The organism is Cytobacillus sp. ABV4_503 (assembly GCF_056158445.1).
The window spans coordinates 4,008,674-4,034,468 of the sequence record NZ_JBSWTH010000001.1 but is presented as its reverse complement, the minus strand read 5'-3'; the positions used below and the strand labels follow the sequence as shown (position 1 = coordinate 4,034,468).

Below are 25,795 nucleotides of genomic sequence, written 5' to 3'. Positions count from 1 at the left end.
CTTTAATCTTAACGCGGGTGTAGTTTAGTGGTAAAACCTCAGCCTTCCAAGCTGATGATGAGGGTTCGATTCCCTTCACCCGCTCCAAAATGGGCCTATAGCTCAGCTGGTTAGAGCGCACGCCTGATAAGCGTGAGGTCGATGGTTCGAGTCCATTTAGGCCCACCATTTTATATTATTGTTCCGCAGTAGCTCAGTGGTAGAGCATTCGGCTGTTAACCGAACGGTCGTAGGTTCGAATCCTACCTGCGGAGCCATATATGGGGAAGTACTCAAGTGGCTGAAGAGGCGCCCCTGCTAAGGGTGTAGGTCGGGTAACCGGCGCGAGGGTTCAAATCCCTCCTTCTCCGCCATATTGGCCCCTTGGTCAAGCGGTTAAGACACCGCCCTTTCACGGCGGTAACACGGGTTCGAATCCCGTAGGGGTCATACAAAAAAGCTGTCAACAATTTGTTGGCAGCTTTTTTTCTGTCTTTTCTGTTCTGTTCCAGCATACCTTCAGTTAGTTACATCTCTGTTTTTTAATCAAACTTCTCTTCTTCCTTGCTTAATTTATTGCCTGGATTATTCAAATCGATCTCGGAAGATATCCCCGTATAGGGGCCTCTAAACATATCACCAGTGGCCATAATCTTTCCATCCGGTGCTTCAAATAACGGAACTCTTACTTCATTTTTTGATGCCTCATTCAATAATAATTCCTCTTCTTTATTACTCAAAATATTATTCTCCTTTCATTTTTTGCTTGCATACTTTGTCTTATTTTGTCTGAGTTTACCGGAGATTATGTCGAAGTCTGTTAAATTGGGCAGAATGTTATCGGATTATAGCGGGTTTTAGACATTGTTGTCATAAAATTAAAAAAACTTTTACAAGGATTTTTCTCATGTTCCGCGAATATAACAGGAAAGTCAAAAGAAACGAGACTGGGTGGGGAGAAGGATGGTAGTGGATACTTTGTTTCCAACCGATTATCAGCTGCATTTGTTCCATGAAGGGACATATTATGAAAGTCACCAGTTATTTGGTGCACATGTTGTTTCCAATGGCGGAGATGTGTTTACCCGCTTTTGTGTTTGGGCACCGAATGCTGAAGTTATCAGATTAGTCGGTGATTTTAATGATTGGAATGGAGAAGGCTATACCTTACATAGAGTGAATAATGAAGGTGTCTGGTTTATTCAGCTGGATGGAAACATGGAAGGTGCCTTGTATAAGTATGAAATTGAAACAAAGAAAGGAGATGTTTTATTAAAGGCTGATCCTTATAGCTTTTTTTCAGAAGTAAGGCCCAATACAGCATCTAAAGTATATTCGCTGGACGGGTATCAGTGGAATGACAGCAAATGGATCCAAAAAAAAGAAATGAAGTCTATTTATACGGAGCCTGCAGTCATTTATGAAGTCCATATGGGTTCATGGAAGCAAAAAGAATCTGGAAGTCTGTATACATACAGGGAGCTTGCAGATGAGCTAATTCCTTATGTGGTCGAACATGGGTTTACGCATATAGAATTGCTTCCTCTAATTGAGCATCCGCTCGACGCTTCCTGGGGCTATCAGGGAACAGGCTATTACTCTGTTACAAGCCGTTATGGCAGCCCGCATGATTTTATGTATTTTGTTGATCAGTGCCACCAGCATGGTGTTGGTGTCATTCTGGACTGGGTGCCGGGGCACTTCTGCAAAGATGCCCATGGTCTTTATCAGTTTGATGGTTCGTATTTGTATGAGTATGAAACTGAGGGCGACAGAGAGAACAGAGTATGGGGCACAGCCAATTTTGATCTCGGCAAAAATGAAGTTCAAAGCTTTCTTATTTCCAACGCTGTTTTTTGGATGGAGAAATATCATATTGATGGCTTCCGGGTTGATGCGGTCGCTAATATTATCTATTGGCCTAACCGGGATGGGAAGACAGAAAATCCATTCGGCACCAGTTTTCTGCAGAACTTAAATAAAGTTGTTTCTCAATATGACTCTTCCTTTCTCATGATGGCAGAGGATTCAACAGACTGGCCGCAAGTGACTGCACCAGTCCATTATGGAGGGCTGGGTTTTCATTACAAGTGGAATATGGGCTGGATGAATGACGTTCTTACATATATGGAAACAGCGCCTGAGAGGCGATCTGGTGTTCATGGAAAGATGACATTTTCGCTTTTGTATGCTTTTACAGAAAACTTCATACTGCCTTTTTCACATGATGAAGTTGTTCATGGAAAAAAATCGCTGCTTGATAAAATGCCGGGAGATTACTGGCAAAAATTTGCTCAATTCAGGCTCCTGCTTGGATATATGATTGCCCACCCCGGTAAGAAGCTTCTTTTCATGGGAAGTGAACTTGGGCAGTTTTCGGAATGGAAAGACAAAGAACAGCTTGATTGGCATCTGCTTGATTACGAGATGCATAAAAAAGCAAATGATTATGTGAAAGATTTAATAAAGGTTTATAAACGTTCAAAGGCTCTTTTTGAGCTTGATCATCTTCAGGATGGTTTTGAATGGATTGATTGTCATAATGCAGACCAATCCATCTTTTCTTTTATCAGGAAAGGCTCTAAAGTGGATGATTTTCTTGTGATTGTCTGCAATTTCACACCTGCTTTCTACCTTAATTATCGTATTGGAGTTCCAAAGGCGGGTTCCTATCGGGAAATACTCAACAGTGACAGTGATAGCTTTGGAGGATCAAATTGCACTAACAAGAGGGTCCTTAAGACAGAGCAATTAGAGTTTCATGGCAAGCCGTTCAGTTTGGAAATGTCTATTCCGCCATTTGGCATTTCAATCTTACGCCCTGTAAAACATCGGAAGGAGAGGAAGGGAAATGGGAAAGAAAAAGTGCGTCGCAATGTTATTAGCAGGAGGGAAAGGGAGCAGGCTTAGTTCTCTGACAAAAAGTCTTGCGAAACCTGCAGTTCCCTTTGGAGGGAAATACCGGATTATTGATTTTACATTGAGCAATTGCACCAATTCCGGAATTGATACAGTCGGTGTTCTTACCCAATACCAGCCGCTGGTTCTGAATTCGTATATTGGCATAGGCAGCGCATGGGATCTTGATAGAAAGAACGGAGGTGTGACCGTACTGCCCCCTTACAGTGAATCATCGGAAGTGAAGTGGTATACGGGAACAGCGAGTGCCATTTATCAGAACCTCAATTATTTAAAGCAGTATGATCCTGAATATGTCCTGATTTTATCTGGTGATCATATTTATAAAATGAATTATGAGCTGATGCTGAATTATCATATTGAAAAAGGCGCGGATGCCACTATTTCTGTAATTGAAGTGCCTTGGCCGGAGGCAAGCAGGTTCGGAATCATGAACACCGATGACGAGATGCGGGTTGCAGAATTTGAGGAAAAACCAGCATATCCAAAAAATAATCTGGCCTCCATGGGAATATATATTTTTAATTGGTCTGTTTTAAAGGAATATCTGGAAATGGATGACCGCAATCCGGAATCAAGTCATGACTTTGGAAAGGATATTATCCCACTGATGCTTGATGAAAATAAAAAGCTGTTCGCTTACCCATTCAATGGCTACTGGAAGGATGTCGGTACAGTCAAGAGCCTGTGGGAAGCAAATATGGATTTATTGGATGATGAATGCGAGCTGAATCTTTTCGATCATGATTGGCGGATCTATTCGGTGAATCCGAATCATCCTCCACAGTTTATTTCAACTCAAGCAGAGGTTGCAGAGTCTTTGATAAATGAAGGCTGTACAATTGAAGGGGAAGTTGAAAAGTCAGTGCTATTTCAAGGGGTTCTGGTTGGAAAGAATACTGTGATCCGTGAATCGGTCATCATGCCTGATGCTGTAATTGGTGAAAATGTCTATATAGAAAAGGCTATAGTGCCAAGCGGAATGAACATACCTGATGGCGTTGTTATTAGTGCTTCCGAAGAAGAAGATGAAATTATTCTGATAACACAGGAAATGATACAGGGAATTTGTTCTTAATTCACAGCCTGGATGCCAAAACGGCGCCTGGCCAATAAAACGGGAGGGAATGTCATGAAGAAGAGAATGCTTGGTGTGATAGACGCAACAACCTACCATGAAGAGTTAGAGGAATTGACAGTACACAGGTCGCTCGCAGCTGTTCCGTTTGCAGGCCGCTATAGGCTAATCGATTTTGTTCTCTCCAATATGGTCAACTCGGATATTGAAAGTGTTGCCATATTTCCGAAGTATCAATATCGCTCTTTAATGGATCATCTTGGTTCCGGGAAAAATTGGGATCTTAACAGAAAAAGGGATGGGCTATTCTTTTTCCCATCTCCTTTGCTGGATAGTCCAAGTAAAGGAATTGGATCTTTCAATCACTTTGCAGCTAATTTGGATTATTTTTATCGAAGTAAGCAGGAGTATGCATTGATCTCAAACTGTTTTACCGTTTTTAATATGGACTTCAGGCCTGTTCTTGATAGACATATTATGACGGGGTGTGATATTACAGTTGTTCGGCAGGATGGGCGCTCCCTTGAAATGTACCTTGTAAAAACTTCGCTGCTCATTAGCTTAATAGAAAATAGAAACGAGACTGGATACACATGCATGAGTGATGTCGTTACAGACATCCATCATTCTTACACGATATGCAATTATGAATATGCCGGTTTGGCCGTCATGATTGATTCCATTGAAAATTACTTTGCTGCCAGCATGGGTCTATTGGAACCGGAGGCTTGGAAAAATATTTTTCTGCGAAGTCAGCCGATTTTTACAAAAGTAAAAGATGAACCGCCAACCCGTTATATGAAAGGTGCGAGTGCAAAGAATTCGATGATTGCGAATGGATGCATGATTGAAGGGACGGTTGAGAACAGCATTATATCCCGAGGGGTAAAAATTGGCAAGGGTTCAGTCGTGAAAAACTGCATAATTATGCAAAAAACCCAAATTGGAGAAAACTGTGTTTTAGACTCCGTTATTTTAGATAAAGATGTTAAGGTAGAATCCGGTGCCATGATTGAGGGAAGACGTGAAATGCCTATGGTTATTCGCAAAGGCACCGTACAAGGAGCGCTGATGAACTCGTGAAAGTATTGTTTGCTGTTTCTGAATGTGTTCCATTTGTTAAATCCGGAGGACTTGCTGACGTAGCTGGTTCTCTCCCGAAAGAACTTGCAAAGCAGGGGACTGACGTACGGGTTATCCTTCCTAAGTATGGTTCCATATCAGATAATTTAAAAAAGAAAATGACTAAAAGGTGCGAGTTTACAGTTCAGGTAGGCTGGAGAAACCAGTATTGCGGAATTGAAGAACTTGAGCATCAGGGAATCCTATTCTATTTTGTTGATAATGAATACTACTTCAACCGTGAAAAATTATACGGTTATTATGATGATGGAGAGAGGTTTGCCTATTTTAACCGGGCCGTGCTGGATGCTCTTCAGCATATTGATTACTATCCGGATGTCATTCACAGCCACGATTGGCATACTGGAATGATTCCTTTTCTGCTGAGGGTTGAGTATCGTGCGAAAAAAGGGTATGAGTTCATTCGGACAGTCTTCACCATTCATAATCTTCAGTTTCAGGGAATCATGCCGGGGAGTGCTTTAGGGGATCTATTAGGGCTTGACTATAGCCATTTTCATCCAGATAAGCTTGAATTCTTCGGAAACATCAATTTTATGAAGGGCGGACTTGTCGCTGCTGATAAAATTACAACAGTCAGCCCTACCTATAAAGATGAAATTCAGACGAAATATTACGGAGAGAAGCTGCATGATTTGCTGAAGCGCAGAGCTTATGATCTGGAAGGAATCTTAAATGGGATTGATGATGAATTTTATAATCCTGAGAAGGATCCATTTATAAAAGAGAACTATGCCGTTGAAAAACTTCAGATTAAAAAAGAAAATAAGATGGATCTTCAGAAAAAATTCAGCCTGCCGGTTAAGGAAGAGGTTCCTCTGATAGCCATGGTTACGAGGCTGACAAAACAAAAGGGCCTGGACCTGGTTAAATGTGTGTTCCATGAGCTTATGCAGGATGATATTCAAGTCCTTGTTTTGGGGACTGGGGACCCTGAGTTTGAGCAATTTTTCAGGGAGATGGAAGCGGGCTACCCCGATAAGTGCAAAGCATATATTGGATTTGATGAAGGGCTTGCACATGAGTTCTATGCAGGATCCGATTTATTCTTAATGCCTTCACAATTTGAGCCATGCGGCTTAGGGCAGATGATTGCAATGAGATATGGATCCATTCCCATCGTCAGGGAAACAGGCGGATTAAATGATACTGTTCATTCTTACAATGAAGTCACAGGAGAAGGCAACGGCTTTTCCTTCAGCCATTTTAATGCCCATGATATGCTCTATACTATTAGAAGAGCAATAGGCTTTTACGGTAACAGCAAAATATGGGAGCAAATTATGAAAAATGCAATGGGAATGGATAACAGCTGGGCGCAATCTGCTTTCAAATACAATCAGCTATATGCAGGCCTTGTTTCAAGGAGTGAAAGCCATGTTTTCTGATCGCGATGAGTTCAAGGAGGAATTCTTGAAGAAATTGGAGATGACATGCGGTAAAAGCTTTGGTGAAAGCACAGAAAGAGATCATTACTTCACACTTGGAAATATGATCAGAGAACATGTGAGCACAGAGTGGATTAATACTAATGAACGCTACCGCATCGACCGTGAAAAGCAGGTATATTACTTATCCATTGAGTTTTTATTGGGGCGCCTGCTTCATCATAATCTGATAAACCTGGGAATTGAGCAGGTTGTCAAGGAAGGTCTGGCTGATCTGGGAATTGAATTGAACCGTCTTGAAGAAATCGAGGCAGATGCAGGGCTTGGAAACGGCGGACTGGGACGTCTGGCAGCTTGCTTTATGGATTCACTGGCATCCTTAAATCTTCCAGGCCATGGATGTGGTATTCGCTATAAGCATGGCCTATTTGAGCAGAAAATTGTGGATGGCTATCAGGTGGAGCTTCCGGAGCAGTGGCTGCGGAACGGCCATGTCTGGGAAGTAAGAAAAGCAGACCTGGCAATTGAAGTTCCTTTTTGGGGAAAAGTCGAAATGAAAGAGGACAATGGCAGGCTTGTGTTCCGGCATGTGAATGCTGAAACAATTTCAGCTGTTCCTTACGATATGCCTGTCGCTGGCTATAAAACAGATACGATTAACACTCTAAGACTCTGGAATGCTGAACCGTCTCCTTATCCTATAAATCATGATATTTTAAAATATAAACGGGAAACCGAATCTGTTTCGGAATTTCTATATCCTGATGATACCCATGATGAGGGAAAGATTCTGAGGCTGAAGCAGCAATACTTTCTTGTCTCGGCCAGTATCCGTTCCATTGTGCGTTCCTATCGAAAGCAGCATAATAGTTTAAGAGATTTCCACGAATATGTGAGCATTCATATTAATGATACACATCCGGTTCTTGCCATTCCTGAACTTATGAGAATCCTGCTGGATGAAGAGGGAATGGGATGGGAGGAAGCCTGGGACATTACGGTCAGGACGATTGCCTATACGAATCATACAACTCTTTCAGAGGCATTGGAGAAATGGCCTGTCCGAATTTTCCAGCCTTTGCTGCCGCGGATTTATATGATAGTGAATGAAATCAATGAGCGCTTTTGCCGCGAACTTTGGGACAGATTCCCGGGTGATTGGAAGCGGATTGAGGATATGGCGATCATCGCACATGACCAGGTTAAGATGGCACACCTTGCCCTTGTCGGCAGCTCGAGCGTAAATGGTGTTGCCGCACTTCATACAGAAATCTTAAAGAAGAGGGAAATGAATCAGTTTTATGAGATTTTTCCTGAGAAATTTAATAATAAAACTAATGGGATCACGCATAGAAGCTGGCTGCTGAAAGCGAATCCGCTTTTGTCGGATCTTATTAATGAGGGCATCGGGGCTGGGTGGATTCGGGAACCGGAAAAGCTTCAGGAACTGGCAGATTTTAAGAATGATAGAGTATTCCTTGATCAGCTGCATCAGGTTAAGCAATTGAATAAGGAAAGATTGGCAAAGCGTATCCAGGAGCAGCAGGGTATAATTGTTGATACTTCTTCCATTTTTGACATTCAGGTTAAGCGTCTGCATGCTTATAAGCGCCAGCTGTTAAATATTCTTCATGTTATGCATTTATATAATAGGCTGAAGGAAGATTCCAATTTTCGGATGCATCCGCGGACATTTATTTTCGGGGCAAAAGCTTCGCCAGGCTATTACTATGCAAAGAAGATCATTAAATTAATTAATACCGTTGCTGAAAAGGTGAACAATGACCCGAAGACAAAAGAAGTTCTAAAGGTTATCTTCCTGGAGAATTACCGTGTTTCGCTCGCTGAGGAAATTTTCCCGGCTGCAGATATCAGTGAGCAAATTTCAACGGCAAGCAAGGAAGCTTCCGGCACAGGCAATATGAAATTCATGATGAATGGTGCTTTGACAGTGGGTACGCTGGATGGAGCCAATATTGAGATAAAAGAAAAAGCAGGAGATGACAATATTTTCATCTTTGGCCTAACGGCAGATGAGGTGCTCAGCTTTTACCAAAATGGCGGATATAATTCCAGAGAGTATTATCATCATGATAAGCGAATTCGCCAGGTTGCCGACCAGCTCGTGAATGGATTCTTCCCGGATGCTGATGATGAGTTCGAGCCCATTTTCGATTCCCTGCTGATGGAAAATGACCAATACTTTGTGTTGAGGGATTTTGCTTCCTATGTCAATATCCAGAAAGAAGCTGGGAAAGCATACGAGGATCGGGAACATTGGCTGAAAAAGAGCCTGATGAATATTGCCGGTTCAGGCTATTTTTCAAGCGACCGCACAATCAGTGAATATGCGCGGGAAATCTGGAAAATCAAACCCGCTGGCGTTGAGATGATGAATAAGTAAAAAGGAGAACAGCCCTTCCAGTGAGAAGAGGCTGTTTTTTGTTGAGTGGGAATAACGCCAAAATGAAAGTGCTCAAGAGAAAATGGGAGTTAATCAGTGGGAATAACTCCCAAAATGAAGGTGGTCAAGAGAAAATGGGAGTTAATCAGTATGAATAACGCCCAAAATGAAGGTAGTCAAGAGAAAATGGGAGTTAATCAGTATGAATAATGCCCAAAATGAAAATGCTCAAGAGAAAATGGGAGTTAATCAATGTGAATAACGCCCAAAATGAAGGTGCTCAAGAGAAAATGGGAGTTAATCAGGGGGAATAACGCCCAAAATGAAGGTGCTCAAGAGAAAATGGGAGTTAATCAGTATGAATAATGCCCAAAATGAAAATGCTCAAGAGAAAATGGGAGTTAATCAATGTGAATAACGCCCAAAATGATAGTACTCAAGAGAAACTGAGAGTTAATCACGAGGTTTAATTCCCAAACTGTAGATGCCCAAGAGAAATCAGCAGTTAATCACAAAAAGGCGGTTTTTAAGAGAATCTATAATCATTATTCCAGTTCATCGAGGAAGTAGATCTACCCTTTAGTGCGCCTAACCGGCATCGTGCAGCAGCGGAAGGCACCTCCTGATTTAATAATTTCAGTAATGTCTACCTCAATAACTTCATAGCCCCTGGACCTGAGCTCTTTATTGACATTCTTATTAATGGGAAGGCTGAAGATTTTTTTATTGCCAATAGAGAGGACATTGGTTCCGAGTGTGAATTGCTCCTCTTCCGATACTTTTATTAAATCATAGCGTGATTCCAGCATTTTGACTTTTTCCCCGTGGATTTCTCCTGGAAAGATAAGAGCTTCCTCCGGTGAAATAATATTGAATACACAATCAAGATGCAGATATGTATCAGTAAAAGGGATGGATACGACATCATAATCTGGCATAAGGCTGCGAAGATGCTCGATCGCATCTTCGTGGGTACGGCTGCTTACCCCGGCATATATGGTTTGGCCATCGATCAGGACGTCTCCTCCCTCTATGCGGTCTCCCGTAAGATTGTAAAAAGGAACCTGGTTTGCTTCCAGCCATTGTTTCAGGACATTTTCTTCTCCTTGCCGAATATCTGCCGCCATTTCTGCAACATAAACCTTTTCTCCAAGTGTAAATCCGATATCACGGGTAAAAACCTGCTCCGGATATTTTTCAAGCGAGGGCAGCAAAACCACATTGATTCCCTGTTCCTTTAATGCACTGACAAAATGTCTGTGCTGCTTCATGGCTGTGTCTATATTAATACCTTCTTTTTCATAATGCTTTTGTGTTTCATTTATTGTATCTACAATCGTCATGTACTTCGGTTCACATAACACTACTTGTTCAAGTTTGTCATATTCGGAAAAGCATGCAGCTTTTTGTTGTCCGGACATAATGATCCTCCCAGCGATATATTCTTAAGATAATATTGCCTATGAGAAGCGGTTTTACTCCGTAAAAAGCAACTATTAACAAAAATTGCCACTATAAAAAAGGTTTAAAAACCCTGATAATGAAATCATTAGATATAAAGGGGGTAGCTGTTAAATGTACCAAATCGAGAGAGGATCAATGGAAGAAGTTTTGCTGCATCTTCAAAATATTGGACTGCAACTTAATGAATTCGAGAAAACAAATGATTCTATTCCGGTGAAAAACTATAAAGAACTGCTGGAATTCAGCATCTCCATTGCCCGCCGCACAAACGATGTTTCTGATACGATTGATGAGATTATCCAGGATATCGAATCCAAACTATAAACATATATAAGGGTATCTTATTTTGCCATTTGACATAAAAAAGCGATGCAGCTGCATCGCTTTTACTTTAATCCTTATCTTCATCCACATAGCCGTCAGTTTCATGATACGGCACATCACCATAAGGTGCTTCGATATCATTCTCATCCAGCATGGCTTCATACTCTTCCTGTTTCTTGGAAGGATAGACTTTTCTCTCCTTGCCTTCAAGGTCATTTCCGATAAACGTCTCATAATCTTCAGTAAACCCTTCGTCATCATGTCCTTCATTATAAAGGGAGTTATAATCTTCATAGTCGCCTCTTAAGTCAGAGGGTGTCTCAGAAGTTCCAAAACGGGCAACTTCCTGGAAGCTGTCTTCATTATCTACGACTTCTCTGAATTGATGATGCTGAAAGGTATTCCCATGCGCAGGTTCAAGCACATCTTCTTCGACAGGACGGTCTCCGGGCACGTTTTGCTCTGGACTATGCTCCTTGCAGTATAGGGTTGCTGGAATCACTTCAAGCCGCTCATATGGAATTTCGGAACCGCACTCTTTGCATTTGCCGTATGAACCATCTTCAATTGCCTGCAGCGCTGCATTTACTTTATTCAGTTCAGAGTCATGATGTTCTTCTAAAGCAAAATCCTTTTCGCGCTCATAAAGTTCAGATCCCATATCGGCTGGATGGTTGTCATAAAGGGATAGCTCTCCTACTGTGTCTCTGGCGCTTGCACCTTCCAGACTTCCTTCTTTATTGCCCTGAAGCTGGGATTCCAGTGATTTTTTTTCATCATTCAATTCTTTTTTTAAATGGCTGATTTGTTCATTGTTCAACATATTATGCACATCCTTGGATTTAATAAATTTTATAAAAGGCCTGCTGATGCCAGAGTCACAAAATAAAGCCAAGTTCTGCCGCTCTTGCTCTGCCGGGTATTAAAAATCTTAGTCCATATGGGTTTAGTATGGACGTAGTTGGCAAAATCATAACGGAAGAAAAAATTTTAGGGTCAAGCATCTTCCATAAATAAAAAATACCCGTTAAAAATGAGATGAAACCAAAAGGGTGCTTTCTGCTGTTTTTTTCAAACAAAAAACCCCTGCTATAAAAGCAGAGGTTTTTTTAAAATCATAAAAGATACCCGATAAAAAGGCCTACTGATAAAAGAAAGCCAAAGATTGTATTTGTCTGGGCAGTGGCTTTCATCGCAGGCATCATTTGCATAGGCAGTGTTTTGCCGATGAAGCCTTTCGTTGCTTTTATTGCCTTAGGCGCACTAAGAACAACGATAGCAAGCCATGGAGTTATGATGTTCATGGCAATTAATATGAAAACCCATGCATACGACACGATGAACATTGCGGCAAGCAGCTTGATTGCCCCATTTTTCCCTAAAAGAATTGCCAGTGTTTTGCGGCCGAATTCCTTGTCGCCGTCCAGGTCTCTGATATTATTGGCCAGCAGAATGGCGCCAACAAGTATCAAAATAGGGAAGGATACTAAAACACTTGTTGCTGTTACGGTTCCTGCCTGAATGTAAAAAGAAATTAAGATGATCAGCATGCCCATGAAAAAACCTGCAAATAATTCTCCAAATGGTGTGTATGCTATCGGCAGCGGACCGCCAGTATATAAATATCCTACTGCCATGGAGGCCAGTCCAATTGCTGCAATCCACCAGCTTGTGTTCATGCAAATATAGAATCCAAGCAATATCGAAATCCCATACAGGCCAAAAGCCAGGTTCAGAACCGTTTTTGGTTTGATTCCTTCCCGGACAATAGCTCCTCCAATTCCGACAGAGTCTTCCGTATCAAGCCCTCTTTTGAAGTCGTAGTATTCGTTAAACATATTAGTGGCAGCCTGAATCAGCAGACTTGCTGCCAGCATAGCCAAAAACATGCCAAATTTTATTTCAGTTAGTTCCATTGCAAGAGCTGTTCCAAGCAGAACCGGCACAAAGGCAGCAGTAAGAGTATGTGGCCTGGTCAGCTGCCACCAGACCCTCCAGTTCTTTGAGTTGGAAGCAGGCGGAAAATTGGTCTGTGCTTGTGGTTGCATGATAACTCTCCCCTTATTTATCTATTCTGTAATGATATCATTAATTGCATCATTCAAACTTGTTTATTTTAACCGATGACCAGGGTATTGTCAAAGTAAACCGTTATACGGCTATATATCAAACACCTTAAGTTTAGGTAAATAATGCAAGAGTGTCAACGTATTATTGCCGTAAAAAGAACCGGAATTTTCCATAGTTAAGGGAACTTTAATGCAGCACGTTCCGGTATTAACAGTGCTATTTGCTGAATTGAGTTCAATTCATATTATAGATGCCTAAAGTAAGCTATAATATAATAAGGATGCAAAAAGGGATGGTCTGATTGACATCATTGACATTCTCTGAATTACAGGTGTATCTTAGAATAAGTTTAAAGTAGGATAACAGCAATCTAAGCTGTTATTGGAGGGATTTTTTTGGTTACGATACAAGATACGGAACTAAAAGAAGGGATCCAAGAGGCGATCGAGAGGGCAAAAGCTTTGTCAAAGCCTGTTTTAGTGAGCGAAGTTCAAAAAATAAATCATATAGACCCCCTTTCTTTTTATGCGGCAGGAAAGAGCCGTTTTTTTGGTGAACGCTTTTTCTGGAAGGATCCTTCTGGTGAAACTTATATAATCGGGCTCGGGATTTGCAGGCAAATCCAGTCAGATCAAAGTATAGGAAGATTTAAACGTGTTGAAAAGGAATGGAAGCGTTTTATTAATAACAGCATTATTTTTAACCCTTATGATAAAAATGCTACAGGGCCCGTGATGTTTGGCGGCTTTTCTTTCGATCCGCTAAAGAAGAAAACAAAGCTTTGGTCGAAATATTCCGATTCCCTTTTTCATGTGCCGACTTATATGTACAGTGAAATGAATGGACAGGCCTATCTGACAACAAATGTTGTCTGCACTCAACATGATGGTGATTCTCTTTTTGAAAAGATAGTGGCCGAACGAGGCATGATAATGGCTTCAATCAAAGATTATCATCCTGAGAGTGTAAATACTCTTCAGGAGGAAGAGGATATAAATCCGGAAAAATGGATGGAGACAGTAGATGCGGTTGTGGATGAACTTAAATCCGGATCTTTAAAAAAGGTTGTGCTTGCCCGGGAATCAAGGCTCATTTATGATAAGCCAATTGAGATTGAAAGAGTTCTCTTGAATCTGATGGAAATGCAGAGAGAAAGCTTTGTCTTTGCTTTTGAATCGAACGGTGACTGCTTTATTGGAGCCTCCCCAGAACGGCTTATAAAGAAATATGGAGAAAATGTTTTCACAACTTGTCTGGCAGGTTCCATCCCAAGAGGCAAAACAGCAGAGGATGATCATATCCTGGGCGATGCTTTATTGCATGATCAGAAAAATTTAACAGAACATCAATATGTGGTTGATATGATTAAGGAAGCAATGGGGGAATCCTGCTCAGAAGTTGAATTGCCTGAAGAGCCGCAGCTGATGAAGATGAGAGATATTCAGCACTTGTATACCCCTGTAATAGGAAAAACCAAGGGAGATGCTTCCCTTCTTGCATTAGTTGACCGTCTGCATCCGACTCCTGCTCTTGGAGGTCTTCCTAAAAGAGAAGCAGTGGAAAAAATAAGAGAAGTAGAAGAACTGGATCGGGGCTTTTATGCTGCTCCATTAGGATGGATGGACTTCAGGGGAAATGGCGAATATGCTGTTGCAATCAGATCTGGTCTTATTCAGGGAAATGAAGCATCCTTGTTTGCAGGCTGCGGAGTGGTGCAGGATTCAAATGCCGAAAGCGAGTATCAGGAAACAAAAATTAAATTCCGGCCAATGCTTTCGGCTCTTGGGGGTTATGAAAAGTGAATCATCAGGAAGCTTTAACTTCATATATAGCCGCATTTGTGGCTGAATTAGTAAAAAGCGGGGTAGAGGATGTCGTGGTCAGTCCCGGCTCCCGTTCTACCCCAATGGCTATGGTAATGGCAGAGCATCCGGAGCTTCGTGTACATATCCATGTGGACGAGCGCTCGGCTGCCTTTTTGCGTTGGGGATTGCTAAGGCATCCCAAAGACCGGCAGCTTTGCTGTGTACATCTGGAACGGCTGCAGCCAATTACTATCCTGCCATTGTGGAAGCCCGGTATTCCAGAGTGCCGCTGATCGTGCTTACTGCGGACCGGCCTCATGAACTAAGGGATGTTGGTGCTCCACAGGCGATCGATCAGATCCATTTGTATGGAAAAAATGTAAAGTGGTTTGTTGAGATGGCTCCTCCAGAGAATACGGCTGAAATGCTTCGTTATGCCCGCACAGTATGCGCAAGAGCAGCTTCTGCTGCCCAGAGCTCACCAGCAGGTCCTGTTCATCTTAATTTTCCTTTCCGTGAGCCTTTAGTGCCGCAGCTTGACCGCAATGATCTATTTGAGCTGAGTGACCGCACCGAAGGTTATGTGAATATTCATAGCGGCCAGTTTGGTTTACCTGATGAAGAGTACAAGGAAATGGCACAGTTGTTAAACTCGGCACAAAAAGGGATTATTGTCTGCGGTCCTTTGGAGAAAGCTGACTTCCCTGCAGCCGTGATTAAGCTGGCGGAAATGCTGAACTATCCAATCATTGCTGATCCATTATCCCAGCTAAGAAGCGGGCTTCACGAAGGAAGCTTCATTATTGATGCATATGATAGCTTTTTGAAAAATGAGGATGCAAAAAAGGCGCTCAAGCCGGATGTCATTATACGGTTCGGTGCTATGCCTGTATCGAAGCCGTTGACCATTTTTATGAAAGAAAACAGCACTGCCCGCCAGATTATTGTTGATGGAGGCGGCGGTTGGCGGGATCCTTCACTGCTTTCGACCGAAATGATTCATTGTGATGAGCTTCTATTCTGCGAGTCTGTCACGTCATATTTAAACACTTCAGAGAATGATGAATTCATTGCTTTATGGAAAAAAATCAATGATCTTACCAGATCAAGGCTTGCGGATATTAATGAAGTGGATGAATTGAGCGAGGGTAAATTATTTTTCCAGCTTGCGGAATTGCTGCCGGAAGGCTCTGCTCTATTTGTAGGAAATAGTATGCCTATACGGGATCTGGATACATTCTTCCATTATAATCAAAAGGGCATTAGAGTAATGGCCAACAGGGGAGCAAATGGCATTGATGGCACCGTTTCAACTGCTCTTGGTGCTGGAATGGCATCACAGCCGCTGTATTTAGTGCTTGGCGATTTAACCTTTTTCCATGACTTAAATGGCTTAATTGCCTCTAAACAGTATGGAATAGATATCAATATACTGCTGATTAATAATAATGGAGGCGGAATTTTTTCATTCCTGCCGCAGGCAAATCACCCCAGAAATTTTGAAAAACTGTTTGGAACACCTCTTGATCTGGATTTCAGCCATGCCATTAAGATGTTTGGCGGCCAATATGACTTAATCTTAGATTGGGAACATTTTATTTCCGCCTTCCAGCAGAACATGGACAGATCAGGCATAAAGGTAATGGAGATTACGACAAATCGGGACAGAAATTTAACCGAGCATCGAGAATTGTGGGAATCTGTTTCCCGGGAAATAAGTCGATTGCTGGAAGGGTGAATGCCGATGAAATATGTCATTAATGGAGTTCAATATCATGTCGATACATGGGGAACGGGATTTCCGCTTCTGCTTCTTCATGGCTTCACAGGAAATAGTGAAGGTTGGAAAGAATTCGCTCCCTTCTGGAAGGATCATTCGAAAACAATAGCTTTGGACATCATCGGACATGGGAAATCTGGATCACCACCTGATATTGGCCATTATCAAATAGAAGAGTCGGCCGCAGTGATTAACAGTCTATTAGAAAAGATGGAAATCGGGAAGATCGATGTTCTTGGATATTCTATGGGAGGGCGCCTTGCGCTAACTTTTGCGGTTAAATACCCTGAAAAGGTCCGCACTCTGATTTTGGAAAGTGCTTCTCCTGGGCTTAGGACGGAAAAGGAGCGGCACGAAAGAAGAATTCAGGATAAAAAATTGTCTAAAAGAATCCGGCAGGAAGGCATTAAGAATTTTATTGACTATTGGGAGAACATCCCTTTATTTCAAAGCCAAATAAGTCTTCCAGAAAAAATCCGAGCCAGAATAAGAAGCCAGCGTTTGGCCAATTCTATTGATGGTCTGGCAAACAGCCTGAATGGCATGGGCACTGGTGCTCAGCCATCCTGGTGGGACGGGCTTGCTCATCTCGAAATGCCTGTACTTCTGATTACTGGAGAACTGGATCAAAAATTCTGCAGAATTGCGGAAGAAATGTCAAAAATTTTGCCAAATGTTCATTGGAAGACCGCTGAAGGTGCAGGACATGCAATTCATGTGGAGAAACCTGAATTATTTGGTACAATAGTAAGTGGGTTTTTGTCGCATACAGGGGAGATTAATACAAATAGCAGCAAAGATTGAGGAATAATATCATTTGCTGCAGAAAAAGCCGGTGCGGCAATTAACGCTTTCTAATACATATTAAGGAGGATTCATGTATGTCAGCTGTTGAATGGGTTGCAGGAAAACAGTACGAAGAAATCATTTATGAAACATACAATGGAATTGCGAAAATTACGATTAACAGACCGCAAGTCCACAATGCCTTTACTCCAAGAACGGTAATGGAATTAATTGATGCATTTGCGTACGCACGCGATGATGAAAATGTAGGTGTAATTGTCCTAACGGGTGCCGGAGACAAAGCATTTTGTTCAGGCGGAGACCAATCTGTCAGAGGACATGGCGGATATGTAGGCGACGACCAGATCCCCCGTTTAAATGTACTGGATTTGCAGCGCCTGATCCGTGTTATTCCTAAGCCGGTTATTGCAATGGTAAAAGGCTATGCGATTGGCGGAGGACATGTCCTTCATATCGTATGTGACTTAACGATTGCAGCAGATAACGCTGTATTCGGACAAACAGGACCTAAAGTAGGAAGCTTCGATGCAGGTTATGGTTCAGGATATCTTGCCAGAATCGTGGGCCATAAGAAAGCACGCGAAATTTGGTATCTGTGCCGCCAGTACGGGGCTCAGGAAGCTTTAGATATGGGGCTTGTTAATACAGTGGTGCCGCTTGAGAAAGTGGAAGAAGAAACAATTAAGTGGTGTGAAGAAATACTTGAGAAGAGCCCGACGGCTATCCGCTTCTTGAAGGCTGCCTTCAATGCCGATACTGATGGGCTTGCAGGAATCCAGCAATTCGCCGGAGATGCCACACTTCTATACTATACAACGGATGAAGCGAAAGAAGGCCGTGACGCATTTAAAGAAAAACGCAAGCCTGACTTCGGCCAATTCCCGCGTTTCCCTTGATTGAATATGAATTTTTTCAGCTTGATGGCTTGCCATCAGGCTGTTTTTATATGAAGAATCGCATGAAATGAGGAGTTTATGATGGAAGCGCAATTAGTGCCGAATTTTCTTCAAAAGCGGACTTTTTTAACCCCCGATCGCCATGCCCTTTCCTTTTTGGGGAAAACCTATACATTTTCGGAAGTATATGAGCGTGCATACACGATAGCGGGACAGCTGCAGGCTGCTGGATGCATGAGAGGACAATTTGCAGGTGTCCTTCTCCGAAATCATGAAGACACTGTTTTTATTCTTTTGGCCCTGCAGCTACTCGATGTAAAGGCCGTCATATTAAATAACAGGCTGACTGCGGAGGAATTGATTTGGCAAATGAATGATTCGAAGTCCGCTTTCCTCTTAACTGAGAATACATTTAGTGAAGTAAGCCAAAGGGTTGTAAACTCTTTAGGAGAAATTTCGGCAATCCATAAAGAAGAGCTATTCAGGAAAGTTCCCCATGAGCCGTTATTAGTAGAAGAGATAAGTCTTGATGAGGTTTGTACGGTCATGTATACATCCGGTACAACCGGCAATCCGAAAGGTGTACTGCAAACCTATGGAAATCATTGGTGGAGTGCAGTGGGGTCTGCTTTGAATTTAGGGTTGAATGAAAACGACAGCTGGCTGTGTGCTGTCCCGATTTTTCATATTAGCGGCTATTCCATTTTAATGCGCAGCATTATCTATGGCATGAAAATGGTTCTTTTTGAATCTTTCCATGAAGAGAAGGCTATTGAGGCCATTTCCATCGAGAAAGTGACCATCATGTCTGTTGTAAGTACAATGCTGACCAGGATAGCAGATGCACTTAAAGGTGAAAAGCTGCCGGAGTATTTCAGATGTATGTTATTAGGAGGAGGGCCCGCAGCGAAATCCCTTCTGGAAGATTGCAGGGATAAGGGAATCCCTGTTTTCCAGACTTACGGAATGACAGAAACTTCGTCCCAGATTGTTACACTGGCTCCGGAATACAGTCTCAGCAAATTGGGTTCCGCCGGTAAGCCTTTATTTCCTTCCCAGCTGAAAGTTGCTGCTCCAAATGGGAAGCATGCTGACCCCGGGGAAGCGGGAGAAATTCTTGTAAAAGGTCCAAATGTGACAAAAGGGTATTTAAACCGAAAAGAGGAAACAGCCGAAAGACTAAAGGGTGGCTGGCTTTCAACTGGAGATATTGGATATGTGGATAAAGAAGGATTTTTATTTGTGCTTGATCGGCGGTCCGATTTAATTATTTCAGGCGGAGAAAATATCTATCCGGCTGAAGTCGAGGGTGTTCTTATTTCTCACTCCCAAATATCGGATGCAGGGGTCATTGGCATGAAGGACGATGTTTGGGGTGAAGTGCCTGTCGCCTTTATTGCTGGAGACGAGAATCTGGATGAAAAAGAAGTGATGAAGTACTGCTTTGAGAAGCTGGCGAAGTATAAAGCACCTAAAAAACTAATCATCATTAATGAAATCCCGAGGAACGCTTCAAAAAAGATTTTAAGAAGAAAACTTCGGGAACTGCTTGAGGAAAGCGGGAATTAGCATGGATATAAAGACAATTACTTTATATAAAATCACGATGCCTTTGAAAACTCCTTTTTCCACGCATTTAGGGACAGTGAAGGATAGAGACGGAATTATTGTTGAGGTAATCGATCAAGAAGGACGAAAAGGCTACGGGGAAGGAGTCGCTTTTTCTTCACCCTGGTATACGGAGGAAACGGTTGAAACGAGCTATCATATGCTAAAAGAATTCCTTATCCCAATAATGCGTAATGCGAATATAAAGCATCCTTCAGAAGCAGGCCGGGTTTTTGACGTCTTCAGAAGGAATCAAATGGCGAAAGCAGCACTTGAGACGGCTTTATGGGACTTGGCAGCCAAAAAAGAAGATATTTCTCTATCAAAATATATAGGCGGCCAGCGGGAATTGATTCCATCCGGCGTGGTTGTTGGCGCTAAAACAAAGGAAGAAGTAAGAAGGCAAATTGAATACTATCTGGAAAGCGGCTATCAAAGGGTCAAAATAAAGATCAGCCCCACGAACGATTATGAATTTATTTCAGAGATCCGCCGCTTTCATCCCGATTTGCCAATCATGGCAGATGCTAATTCAGCTTACTCATTGAACGACATTGAACATTTAAAAAGGCTTGATGAATTCGGGCTGCTGATGATTGAACAGCCGCTGGAATATGATGATATTGTTGATCATGCAAAGCTTCAGAAAGAACTGAAGACTCCAATTTGCCTGGATGAGAGTATTGTCACCTTTAATGATGCCAGGAGAGCTGTCGAGCTGGGAAGCTGTAAAGTCATCAATATTAAGATTGGCCGGGTTGGAGGTCTGGGGACAGCAAAGAAGATTCATGATTATTGCCTGGATAAAGGGATCCAGGTCTGGTGTGGAGGCATGCTGGAATTCGGTATCTCCCGTGCACATAATATTGCTCTTGCCTCTATGGAGGGTTTTTCAATTCCAGGTGATATTTCAGCGTCGGGGAGGTATTGGGAAGAAGACATCATTCTGCCCGAAGTCACCGTTGAAAACGGGATGATAAAAGTTCCTGATAAGCCGGGAATCGGTTATGAGATTAATGAAAAAAGGCTGAACGAAGTTTGCACCTCAAAAGAAAGCATTGCTTTATAAGTAAAAAACCGCATTTCTCTATTTGTCAGAATTGCGGTTTTCATATTATTGCAAAAAAAATAAGGCGCATGATCAGCGCCTTTTATTATAAATTATTGTGTAATTTCGTCTTGAATAAATGAATCCTCTTTAATGGCAAAGGAGCTTAATCCGGCAGCAGCAGCAAAAGCAGCTCCAAGCAAAATAATGGTTGATAACATTTGTATCACTCCTAAAAGTTGTTGTTACTCTATACATTCCCGGTAAAAATCTTAATAAACTTGTTTATATAAAAAACACAAAAGCGATACATAAAATGCACCGCTTTTGCAGCCTTATTCAATGAAATGCAAAACCGCCAAACGACAACACCCTTTAGGTGCTGTCACCCATTAAAGGTCATGAGGCTCGAACGTTTTGCAGTCTGTTTCTTTGCTGTTGTCTGCAGTTTCGCCAGTGTGGCTGACTACGTATATTTGGTCTGCACTGCATCGGTTCCCATTTTTCCAGAAAGTGCAGTTATTAACTTCACATAGGACATCTTTTGCCATTGCTGATCACTCCTAAGCAGAAAATATGACCAAGCCGAAAATTGCAAATTTCGGGCGGCACCTGGGTACCAGGGTCTTTTTTATTTTTTGCAGAGTCTTTGGATTCAGACATGGTATTTGAAGGAATTGTCAAGTTTGGACTGTTTTTAAATGAAAAAACCTCCCAAGCCGGGAGGTGAAAGTATTTATTCATTTAGAGCTTTTTCAAGGGCAGCAAGATTTTCGTTCATTAATGTAAAATACGTTTGGTTTTCTTTAATATTTTCTTCCGTCAGGACCGATAAATTATGAAGCATTAACGGTTCTGCGCCGATTTCCTTTTGCAGAGTTTCAGTCAGTCTCGAGCTGACATTCTGTTCAAAAAAGACATATTTCAAGTCATGTTCTTTTGCTTCCGCAATGATTTTCTGCAGTTCTTTCTGAGTAGGCTCGCTGGAAGAGTTTAACCCGGATACACTGATTTGATCCAAACCATATCGGTCTTCCCAATATCCATATGCTGCGTGTGAAACAATGAATTCCTTATGCACAGCATTTTGAACTGTCTGCTCAAAATCATTATGAAGATTATCGAGCTCCTCAGCAAGCTCCAAATAATTCTGTTCAAATTGCTCCTTCTGCTCAGGCATCTTTTCTACTAAAGCATCTTTAATTGATTCAGCCAATTCTTTGGAGTATAAAGGATCCAGCCAAACATGGGGGTCGATATCTCCATGGTTATGATCATGGCCCTTTTCGGATTCTCCTTCATGATCATGGCCCTCTTCAGATTCAGCACCGTGTTCATCAGCATGTTCTTCTTCATGCTCAGCTTCATCAGAATGTCCTTCGACTTCATGGGCAGGATCATGATTTTCATCTGAGTGAACAAATTCGATATTTTCTCCTGCAGCGACCATTTTAACTTTTTCATTTTTCAATGTCTCTTTTGCATTTTCCACAAAGCCTTCAAGACCGAGTCCTATAAAAATAAAAAGATCTGAATCAGCCAGCTTCATCATATCTTTTTGTGATGGTTCAAAAGTGTGTTCATCCGATCCGGGAGGATAGATGGTTTCAACTTCTAACGCATCCCCTCCGATTCGTTCAGTAAAATATTGAAGCGGGTACACAGTTGTATAAACCTTAGTTTTATTGCTGCTGTTTTCCTCTGGCTTTTCCTCTGAGCATCCTGATAGAACAAGAGTTAGGCCTAGAATAAATACTAACCATTTCTTTGTCATTTTTTCTCCTCCTTTTATAAAACGTAGTTATTACGATTTAAAGCACGGACTATATTATTAGATAAAGTTTATTAGGGCAGTTAATTCAGTTAATTGCCGCACTCAGCGTCCAGGTGATTAATAATACGTAATCATTACGATTTCACTTAGTTATCTTACAAAATATCCAGCTAAAAAGCAAGGATAAAAATTTGTTTGAAGCTCAAGCTTTATGTATCATAAATATAGATGCCTGTTAAAGGTCATCATTAGTATTGACATCTTTTACTCAAGTATTGCAGCATCTATGCCTGCTTAAAGTAAAGGAATGTATAAAAGACAGGAGTGGAACAAATGAAACTTTTAGAAGAAATCTTAGACCATAATCAGCAATTTGTTGAAGAAAAAAAGTATGAAGAATTTGAAACAACGAAATTCCCTAATAAGAAAATGGTTATCTTGACTTGCATGGACACTCGTTTAGTGGAGCTTCTGCCAAAAGCGCTCAATGTAAGAAACGGTGATGTGAAAATTATCAAAAATGCAGGTGCTTTAGTAACGCATCCGTTTGGCAGCATTATGAGAAGCATATTAGTAGCTGTTTACCAGCTGCAGGCGAAAGAAGTGTTTGTTATTGGCCATCATGACTGCGGGATGAGCGGAATGAAGGCTGATGCGGTTGTCAGCAGCATGAAGGAGAGAGGCATTACCGAGGATGCATTGGATACGATGACATACTCAGGAATTGCTGCAGAGGACTGGCTAAGAGGATTTGAAAATGTAGAGGATAGTGTATCCCATAGCGTCCATATGGTGAAAAAGCACCCCTTAATGCCTGCAGATGTGCCTGTGCATGGGCTTGTTATACATCCTGGCACAGGCAAGCTTGATCTGGTAGTGGACGGATACGAGGGTTAATTCTTTTTCTTTTTGTGCCATTCCTCAGGAACAAGGTCAACACCGCCTGGATGAAAGGGATGACATTTTAAAATCCGTTTTATAGTCAGCCAGCCGCCCTTTAGGGCGCCGAATCGCTTAACAGACTCCAGCCCATAATGGGAACAAGTCGGATAAAACCGGCATGTTGGAGGCTTCAGCGGGGAAATCACAATTTGATAGAAACGAAATATCAAAATCAATATTTTTTTGATCATGGCATTACCTTTCCTGGTTAAAACATATTTTCTTTTAAAATAACATATAATCGTGAAAACGTCATAATTTTCATATTAATTTGATGTATTTAGTCGGATATTGCGTTATAATAAAAGGAAAACTTTAGGGGAGTGTTTTGAATGCCTTCAGTAGAAAGTTTCGAATTGGACCACCACGCTGTTAAAGCTCCATATGTGAGGCACTGCGGTGTCCATAAAGTGGGAAGTGACGGTTTAGTTAACAAGTTTGATATCCGTTTCTGCCAGCCAAATAAGCAGGCGATGAAGCCGGATGTCATTCACACACTTGAGCATCTGCTTGCTTTTAATATCCGTACACATGCAGAGAAATATAATCATTTTGATATTATTGATATTTCCCCGATGGGCTGCCAGACAGGCTATTATCTAGTCGTTAGCGGAGAGCCTTCAGTTGAAGAAATAATCGATCTGCTTGAAGCTACAATGCAAGATGCGGTTGAAATAACCGAGATTCCTGCTGCAAATGAGAAGCAATGCGGACAGGCAAAACTTCATGATCTTGAAGGTGCAAAACGTCTTATGAGGTTCTGGCTGGATCAATCGAAGGATGAATTGAAACAGGTTTTTGCATAAAGAAAACGGGCTGACTGGTCAGCCCGTTTTATAATAAGATAAGTATAAAATTGTGTAAGTCGATAACTGCATTTTATAAAATCGGCGATAAAAGCCTTGAGATGGATTCTTTCAATTTGATTTTTAAGGCTCTATTTCTGTAATCTTCTGCAGTCAGGTTAGTTGATAGCTGGACATCTTCCTGAAAGCTCTCAGTCAGTTCTTTCGAAACATCCTCATCATATATAAAGGCATTTACCTCAAAATTGAGCCTGAAGCTTCTAACATCTATATTCGCGGTTCCTACCGAAGAAACCTTCTCGTCAACAATCAAGGTTTTTGCATGGATGAAGCCATTTTCATATATATAGATGTTCGCATTTACTTTTAACATTTCCCCTATATAGGAGTAGGTTGCCCAATAAACAAACATATGGTCAGGCTTGTTCGGTACCATAATGTTCACTTCCACCCCAGATAATGCAGCTATTTTCAATGCATCCAGGAGACTGGCGTCCGGGATGAAATAGGGGGTTTGGATATAAATAGATTTACGGGCTGATGAAACCATTTTTATATACCCATTTTTAATCTGTTCCCATTCCGAATCAGGCCCGCTGGTAACAATTTGCATCCCTACGCTATCACGAGACTCGGCCAGCGGAAAATACTCCGGAGCATAGTAAATATCATGGCGATGCGAAGCCTGGTTCCAGTCTAGGATAAAGCGGGTCTGCAGGGAATGGACAGCACTCCCCCTGATTCTTAAATGAGTATCACGCCAATATCCAAACTTTGGATTAAGCCCGAGATATTCATCCCCGACATTAAACCCGCCAACATATCCAATTCGGCCGTCAATAATGGCAATTTTGCGATGGTTCCGGTAATTAATTCTCAAGTTGATAAAGTGCAGCCGGGAAGGGAAAAAGGCTTCAATCTCCCCACCAGCCGCAATCAGCTCTTTAAACACCCTTTTATGCAGGCTTCTTGAGCCTAGTTCATCATAGAGAAGCCTTACTTTTACGCCTTCCCTTGCCTTTTCCGTCAAAAGATTGATTAAGCTTTTCCCCAGATTATCTCTCTTGAAGATATAATATTGCAGATGGATGTGATCGGCTGCATTTTTGATATCCTCCACAAGCGAATTAAACTTTTCTTTCCCATCTGTAAAAATCCTGACCTCGTTGTCCTGCGTCAACACCGCATCATTGTTGACAAGGTGCATATATATAAGGTCCTTGGAGTTTTTAATTATGTCATTTCGAAAATGGAAATCCTTTTCCTTGATTCCTCTGATCTGATTGTTCAGCAGTTCATCAATTCCAATCTTTTTACGGTCTTCCCATTGGAACATCTTTCTTCTGGTTAAATTCTGCCCAAAGAAGAGGTACATGAAAAAACCAAGAAGAGGGAGAAAGAACAAAACCATGAGCCATGCCCATGTGGCGCCTGCATCCCTTCGCTCCAGAAAGATAACAAAAACAGCCAGGATAATATTTAATACTAAAAATACTGTAAGCATCATGGAGTATATATCCATCTCAATGTCCTCTCCACATGTATGTTATTTCCGTCCAT

General features: G+C 41.7%; 22 protein-coding genes, 5 tRNA genes and 1 pseudogene. 20 read left to right on the top strand and 8 right to left on the bottom strand.

Going from position 1 to position 25,795, the window contains the following annotated elements; translation table 11 throughout:
* The first annotated feature begins 13 nt into the window (after positions 1-13).
* From ACXAD1_RS20245 to ACXAD1_RS20225, 5 genes are all read left to right on the top strand, one after another.
* Positions 14-87, top strand: a tRNA-Gly gene (locus ACXAD1_RS20245).
* A gap of 4 nt (positions 88-91) precedes the next feature.
* A tRNA-Ile gene (locus ACXAD1_RS20240) sits at positions 92-168 on the top strand.
* Positions 169-182: 14 nt separating this feature from the next.
* Positions 183-257 (top strand) — tRNA-Asn (locus tag ACXAD1_RS20235).
* Between the two features lie 5 nt (positions 258-262).
* Positions 263-353, top strand: a tRNA-Ser gene (locus tag ACXAD1_RS20230).
* A gap of 4 nt (positions 354-357) precedes the next feature.
* Positions 358-429, top strand: a tRNA-Glu gene (locus tag ACXAD1_RS20225).
* 92 nt (positions 430-521) lie between these two features.
* On the opposite strand, the gene ACXAD1_RS20220 is transcribed toward ACXAD1_RS20225, so the two are convergent.
* Positions 522-719 carry a hypothetical protein gene (locus ACXAD1_RS20220; protein WP_370221402.1) on the bottom strand — a complete coding sequence of 66 codons (198 nt, stop codon included), beginning with the start codon at positions 717-719 and terminating at the stop codon, positions 522-524.
* Between the two features lie 223 nt (positions 720-942).
* Here ACXAD1_RS20220 and glgB point away from each other — a divergent pair, with 223 nt between their 5' ends.
* From glgB to ACXAD1_RS20195, 5 genes are read left to right on the top strand one after another with little or no spacing between them, the layout of a single operon-like run.
* Positions 943-2,889, top strand: a complete 1,947-nt coding sequence (gene glgB, locus ACXAD1_RS20215) for a 1,4-alpha-glucan branching enzyme (protein WP_206839264.1) — start codon at positions 943-945, stop codon at positions 2,887-2,889.
* Complete coding sequence (locus tag ACXAD1_RS20210) at positions 2,831-3,976, top strand: glucose-1-phosphate adenylyltransferase (protein ID WP_206839262.1); 1,146 nt, start codon at positions 2,831-2,833, stop codon at positions 3,974-3,976. The genes glgB and ACXAD1_RS20210 overlap by 59 nt, the downstream gene beginning before the upstream one ends.
* A 54-nt stretch (positions 3,977-4,030) precedes the next feature.
* On the top strand, positions 4,031-5,059 hold the full coding sequence (locus tag ACXAD1_RS20205) for a GlgC family sugar phosphate nucleotidyltransferase (RefSeq protein WP_474910847.1): 1,029 nt from the start codon (positions 4,031-4,033) through the stop codon (positions 5,057-5,059).
* Entirely contained in the window at positions 5,056-6,507 is a 1,452-nt protein-coding gene (gene glgA / locus ACXAD1_RS20200; RefSeq protein WP_474910846.1) for a glycogen synthase GlgA, read from the top strand. The genes ACXAD1_RS20205 and glgA overlap by 4 nt, the downstream gene beginning before the upstream one ends.
* Positions 6,497-8,911, top strand: coding sequence for a glycogen/starch/alpha-glucan phosphorylase (locus ACXAD1_RS20195; RefSeq protein WP_370221399.1), 2,415 nt, complete (start codon positions 6,497-6,499; stop codon positions 8,909-8,911). Before glgA ends, ACXAD1_RS20195 begins: the two co-directional genes overlap by 11 nt.
* A gap of 572 nt (positions 8,912-9,483) precedes the next feature.
* Here ACXAD1_RS20195 and ACXAD1_RS20190 read toward each other — a convergent pair.
* Positions 9,484-10,332: a dimethylarginine dimethylaminohydrolase family protein gene (locus ACXAD1_RS20190; protein ID WP_206839254.1), complete on the bottom strand. Its 849-nt coding sequence runs from the start codon at positions 10,330-10,332 to the stop codon at positions 9,484-9,486.
* Positions 10,333-10,486: 154 nt separating this feature from the next.
* On the opposite strand from ACXAD1_RS20190, the gene ACXAD1_RS20185 reads away from it, so the two are divergent.
* Positions 10,487-10,699, top strand: a complete 213-nt coding sequence (locus ACXAD1_RS20185) for a hypothetical protein (protein ID WP_035330432.1) — start codon at positions 10,487-10,489, stop codon at positions 10,697-10,699.
* Between the two features lie 67 nt (positions 10,700-10,766).
* Here ACXAD1_RS20185 and ACXAD1_RS20180 read toward each other — a convergent pair whose 3' ends face one another.
* Complete coding sequence (locus ACXAD1_RS20180) at positions 10,767-11,522, bottom strand: TraR/DksA C4-type zinc finger protein (RefSeq protein WP_206839253.1); 756 nt, start codon at positions 11,520-11,522, stop codon at positions 10,767-10,769.
* A gap of 292 nt (positions 11,523-11,814) precedes the next feature.
* A complete protein-coding gene (locus tag ACXAD1_RS20175; protein WP_474910845.1) occupies positions 11,815-12,747 on the bottom strand; it encodes a 1,4-dihydroxy-2-naphthoate polyprenyltransferase in 933 nt (310 codons plus the stop codon).
* A gap of 417 nt (positions 12,748-13,164) precedes the next feature.
* Here ACXAD1_RS20175 and ACXAD1_RS20170 point away from each other — a divergent pair, with 417 nt between their 5' ends.
* The 7 genes and pseudogenes from ACXAD1_RS20170 to menC all read left to right on the top strand — a co-directional run bounded on the left by ACXAD1_RS20170 (position 13,165) and on the right by menC (position 20,734).
* Positions 13,165-14,571, top strand: coding sequence for an isochorismate synthase (locus tag ACXAD1_RS20170; protein WP_474910844.1), 1,407 nt, complete (start codon positions 13,165-13,167; stop codon positions 14,569-14,571).
* Positions 14,568-15,847 (top strand): annotated as a pseudogene (menD, locus tag ACXAD1_RS20165) (2-succinyl-5-enolpyruvyl-6-hydroxy-3-cyclohexene-1-carboxylic-acid synthase); the annotation flags it as partial. The gene ACXAD1_RS20170 and the pseudogene menD, both read left to right, overlap by 4 nt.
* Positions 15,845-16,312, top strand: coding sequence for a thiamine pyrophosphate-dependent enzyme (locus ACXAD1_RS20160; protein WP_474911336.1), 468 nt, complete (start codon positions 15,845-15,847; stop codon positions 16,310-16,312). The pseudogene menD and the gene ACXAD1_RS20160, both read left to right, overlap by 3 nt.
* A gap of 6 nt (positions 16,313-16,318) precedes the next feature.
* Positions 16,319-17,158 carry a 2-succinyl-6-hydroxy-2,4-cyclohexadiene-1-carboxylate synthase gene (gene menH, locus ACXAD1_RS20155; RefSeq protein ID WP_474910843.1) on the top strand — a complete coding sequence of 280 codons (840 nt, stop codon included), beginning with the start codon at positions 16,319-16,321 and terminating at the stop codon, positions 17,156-17,158.
* 77 nt (positions 17,159-17,235) lie between these two features.
* Positions 17,236-18,057, top strand: a complete 822-nt coding sequence (menB, locus tag ACXAD1_RS20150) for a 1,4-dihydroxy-2-naphthoyl-CoA synthase (protein ID WP_206839248.1) — start codon at positions 17,236-17,238, stop codon at positions 18,055-18,057.
* A gap of 81 nt (positions 18,058-18,138) precedes the next feature.
* Entirely contained in the window at positions 18,139-19,626 is a 1,488-nt protein-coding gene (locus ACXAD1_RS20145; protein ID WP_474911335.1) for an o-succinylbenzoate--CoA ligase, read from the top strand.
* Between the two features lies 1 nt (position 19,627).
* On the top strand, positions 19,628-20,734 hold the full coding sequence (menC, locus tag ACXAD1_RS20140) for an o-succinylbenzoate synthase (protein WP_474910842.1): 1,107 nt from the start codon (positions 19,628-19,630) through the stop codon (positions 20,732-20,734).
* Between the two features lie 371 nt (positions 20,735-21,105).
* Here the strand turns inward: menC and ACXAD1_RS20135 are convergent, their stop codons facing one another.
* Complete coding sequence (locus ACXAD1_RS20135) at positions 21,106-21,264, bottom strand: DUF1540 domain-containing protein (RefSeq protein ID WP_113885567.1); 159 nt, start codon at positions 21,262-21,264, stop codon at positions 21,106-21,108.
* A gap of 185 nt (positions 21,265-21,449) precedes the next feature.
* Positions 21,450-22,487, bottom strand: coding sequence for a metal ABC transporter substrate-binding protein (locus ACXAD1_RS20130; RefSeq protein WP_474910841.1), 1,038 nt, complete (start codon positions 22,485-22,487; stop codon positions 21,450-21,452).
* Positions 22,488-22,820: 333 nt separating this feature from the next.
* On the opposite strand from ACXAD1_RS20130, the gene ACXAD1_RS20125 reads away from it, so the two are divergent.
* Complete coding sequence (locus ACXAD1_RS20125; RefSeq protein ID WP_370221394.1) at positions 22,821-23,384, top strand: beta-class carbonic anhydrase; 564 nt, start codon at positions 22,821-22,823, stop codon at positions 23,382-23,384.
* On the opposite strand, the gene yidD is transcribed toward ACXAD1_RS20125, so the two are convergent.
* A complete protein-coding gene (gene yidD / locus ACXAD1_RS20120) occupies positions 23,381-23,620 on the bottom strand; it encodes a membrane protein insertion efficiency factor YidD (RefSeq protein WP_206839241.1) in 240 nt (79 codons plus the stop codon). The two genes, ACXAD1_RS20125 and yidD, sit on opposite strands and share 4 nt — an antisense overlap.
* Positions 23,621-23,761: 141 nt before the next feature.
* On the opposite strand from yidD, the gene ACXAD1_RS20115 reads away from it, so the two are divergent.
* Positions 23,762-24,235 (top strand): S-ribosylhomocysteine lyase, encoded by a 474-nt coding sequence (locus ACXAD1_RS20115; RefSeq protein WP_206839240.1) that lies wholly within the window; start codon positions 23,762-23,764, stop codon positions 24,233-24,235.
* 73 nt (positions 24,236-24,308) lie between these two features.
* Here ACXAD1_RS20115 and cls read toward each other — a convergent pair whose 3' ends face one another.
* Positions 24,309-25,757: a cardiolipin synthase gene (gene cls / locus ACXAD1_RS20110; protein ID WP_206839238.1), complete on the bottom strand. Its 1,449-nt coding sequence runs from the start codon at positions 25,755-25,757 to the stop codon at positions 24,309-24,311.
* Positions 25,758-25,795: the final 38 nt, after the last annotated feature.

What these genes read in the sequence shown, in the direction of transcription:
- ACXAD1_RS20160 (WP_474911336.1), top strand. Translation starts at nt 15,845, where the DNA reads ATGGCCAACAGGGGAGCAAATGGCATTGATGGCACCGTTTCAACTGCT.
- ACXAD1_RS20205 (WP_474910847.1), top strand. Translation starts at nt 4,031, where the DNA reads ATGAAGAAGAGAATGCTTGGTGTGATAGACGCAACAACCTACCATGAA.
- ACXAD1_RS20180 (WP_206839253.1), bottom strand. Translation starts at nt 11,522, where the DNA reads ATGTTGAACAATGAACAAATCAGCCATTTAAAAAAAGAATTGAATGAT.
- ACXAD1_RS20135 (WP_113885567.1), bottom strand. Translation starts at nt 21,264, where the DNA reads ATGGCAAAAGATGTCCTATGTGAAGTTAATAACTGCACTTTCTGGAAA.
- ACXAD1_RS20175 (WP_474910845.1), bottom strand. Translation starts at nt 12,747, where the DNA reads ATGCAACCACAAGCACAGACCAATTTTCCGCCTGCTTCCAACTCAAAG.
- cls (WP_206839238.1), bottom strand. Translation starts at nt 25,757, where the DNA reads ATGGATATATACTCCATGATGCTTACAGTATTTTTAGTATTAAATATT.
- menC (WP_474910842.1), top strand. Translation starts at nt 19,628, where the DNA reads ATGGATATAAAGACAATTACTTTATATAAAATCACGATGCCTTTGAAA.
- ACXAD1_RS20210 (WP_206839262.1), top strand. Translation starts at nt 2,831, where the DNA reads ATGGGAAAGAAAAAGTGCGTCGCAATGTTATTAGCAGGAGGGAAAGGG.
- glgB (WP_206839264.1), top strand. Translation starts at nt 943, where the DNA reads ATGGTAGTGGATACTTTGTTTCCAACCGATTATCAGCTGCATTTGTTC.
- ACXAD1_RS20125 (WP_370221394.1), top strand. Translation starts at nt 22,821, where the DNA reads ATGAAACTTTTAGAAGAAATCTTAGACCATAATCAGCAATTTGTTGAA.
- yidD (WP_206839241.1), bottom strand. Translation starts at nt 23,620, where the DNA reads ATGATCAAAAAAATATTGATTTTGATATTTCGTTTCTATCAAATTGTG.
- menB (WP_206839248.1), top strand. Translation starts at nt 17,236, where the DNA reads ATGTCAGCTGTTGAATGGGTTGCAGGAAAACAGTACGAAGAAATCATT.
- menH (WP_474910843.1), top strand. Translation starts at nt 16,319, where the DNA reads ATGAAATATGTCATTAATGGAGTTCAATATCATGTCGATACATGGGGA.
- ACXAD1_RS20115 (WP_206839240.1), top strand. Translation starts at nt 23,762, where the DNA reads ATGCCTTCAGTAGAAAGTTTCGAATTGGACCACCACGCTGTTAAAGCT.
- ACXAD1_RS20190 (WP_206839254.1), bottom strand. Translation starts at nt 10,332, where the DNA reads ATGTCCGGACAACAAAAAGCTGCATGCTTTTCCGAATATGACAAACTT.
- ACXAD1_RS20195 (WP_370221399.1), top strand. Translation starts at nt 6,497, where the DNA reads ATGTTTTCTGATCGCGATGAGTTCAAGGAGGAATTCTTGAAGAAATTG.
- ACXAD1_RS20130 (WP_474910841.1), bottom strand. Translation starts at nt 22,487, where the DNA reads ATGACAAAGAAATGGTTAGTATTTATTCTAGGCCTAACTCTTGTTCTA.
- ACXAD1_RS20185 (WP_035330432.1), top strand. Translation starts at nt 10,487, where the DNA reads ATGTACCAAATCGAGAGAGGATCAATGGAAGAAGTTTTGCTGCATCTT.
- ACXAD1_RS20145 (WP_474911335.1), top strand. Translation starts at nt 18,139, where the DNA reads ATGGAAGCGCAATTAGTGCCGAATTTTCTTCAAAAGCGGACTTTTTTA.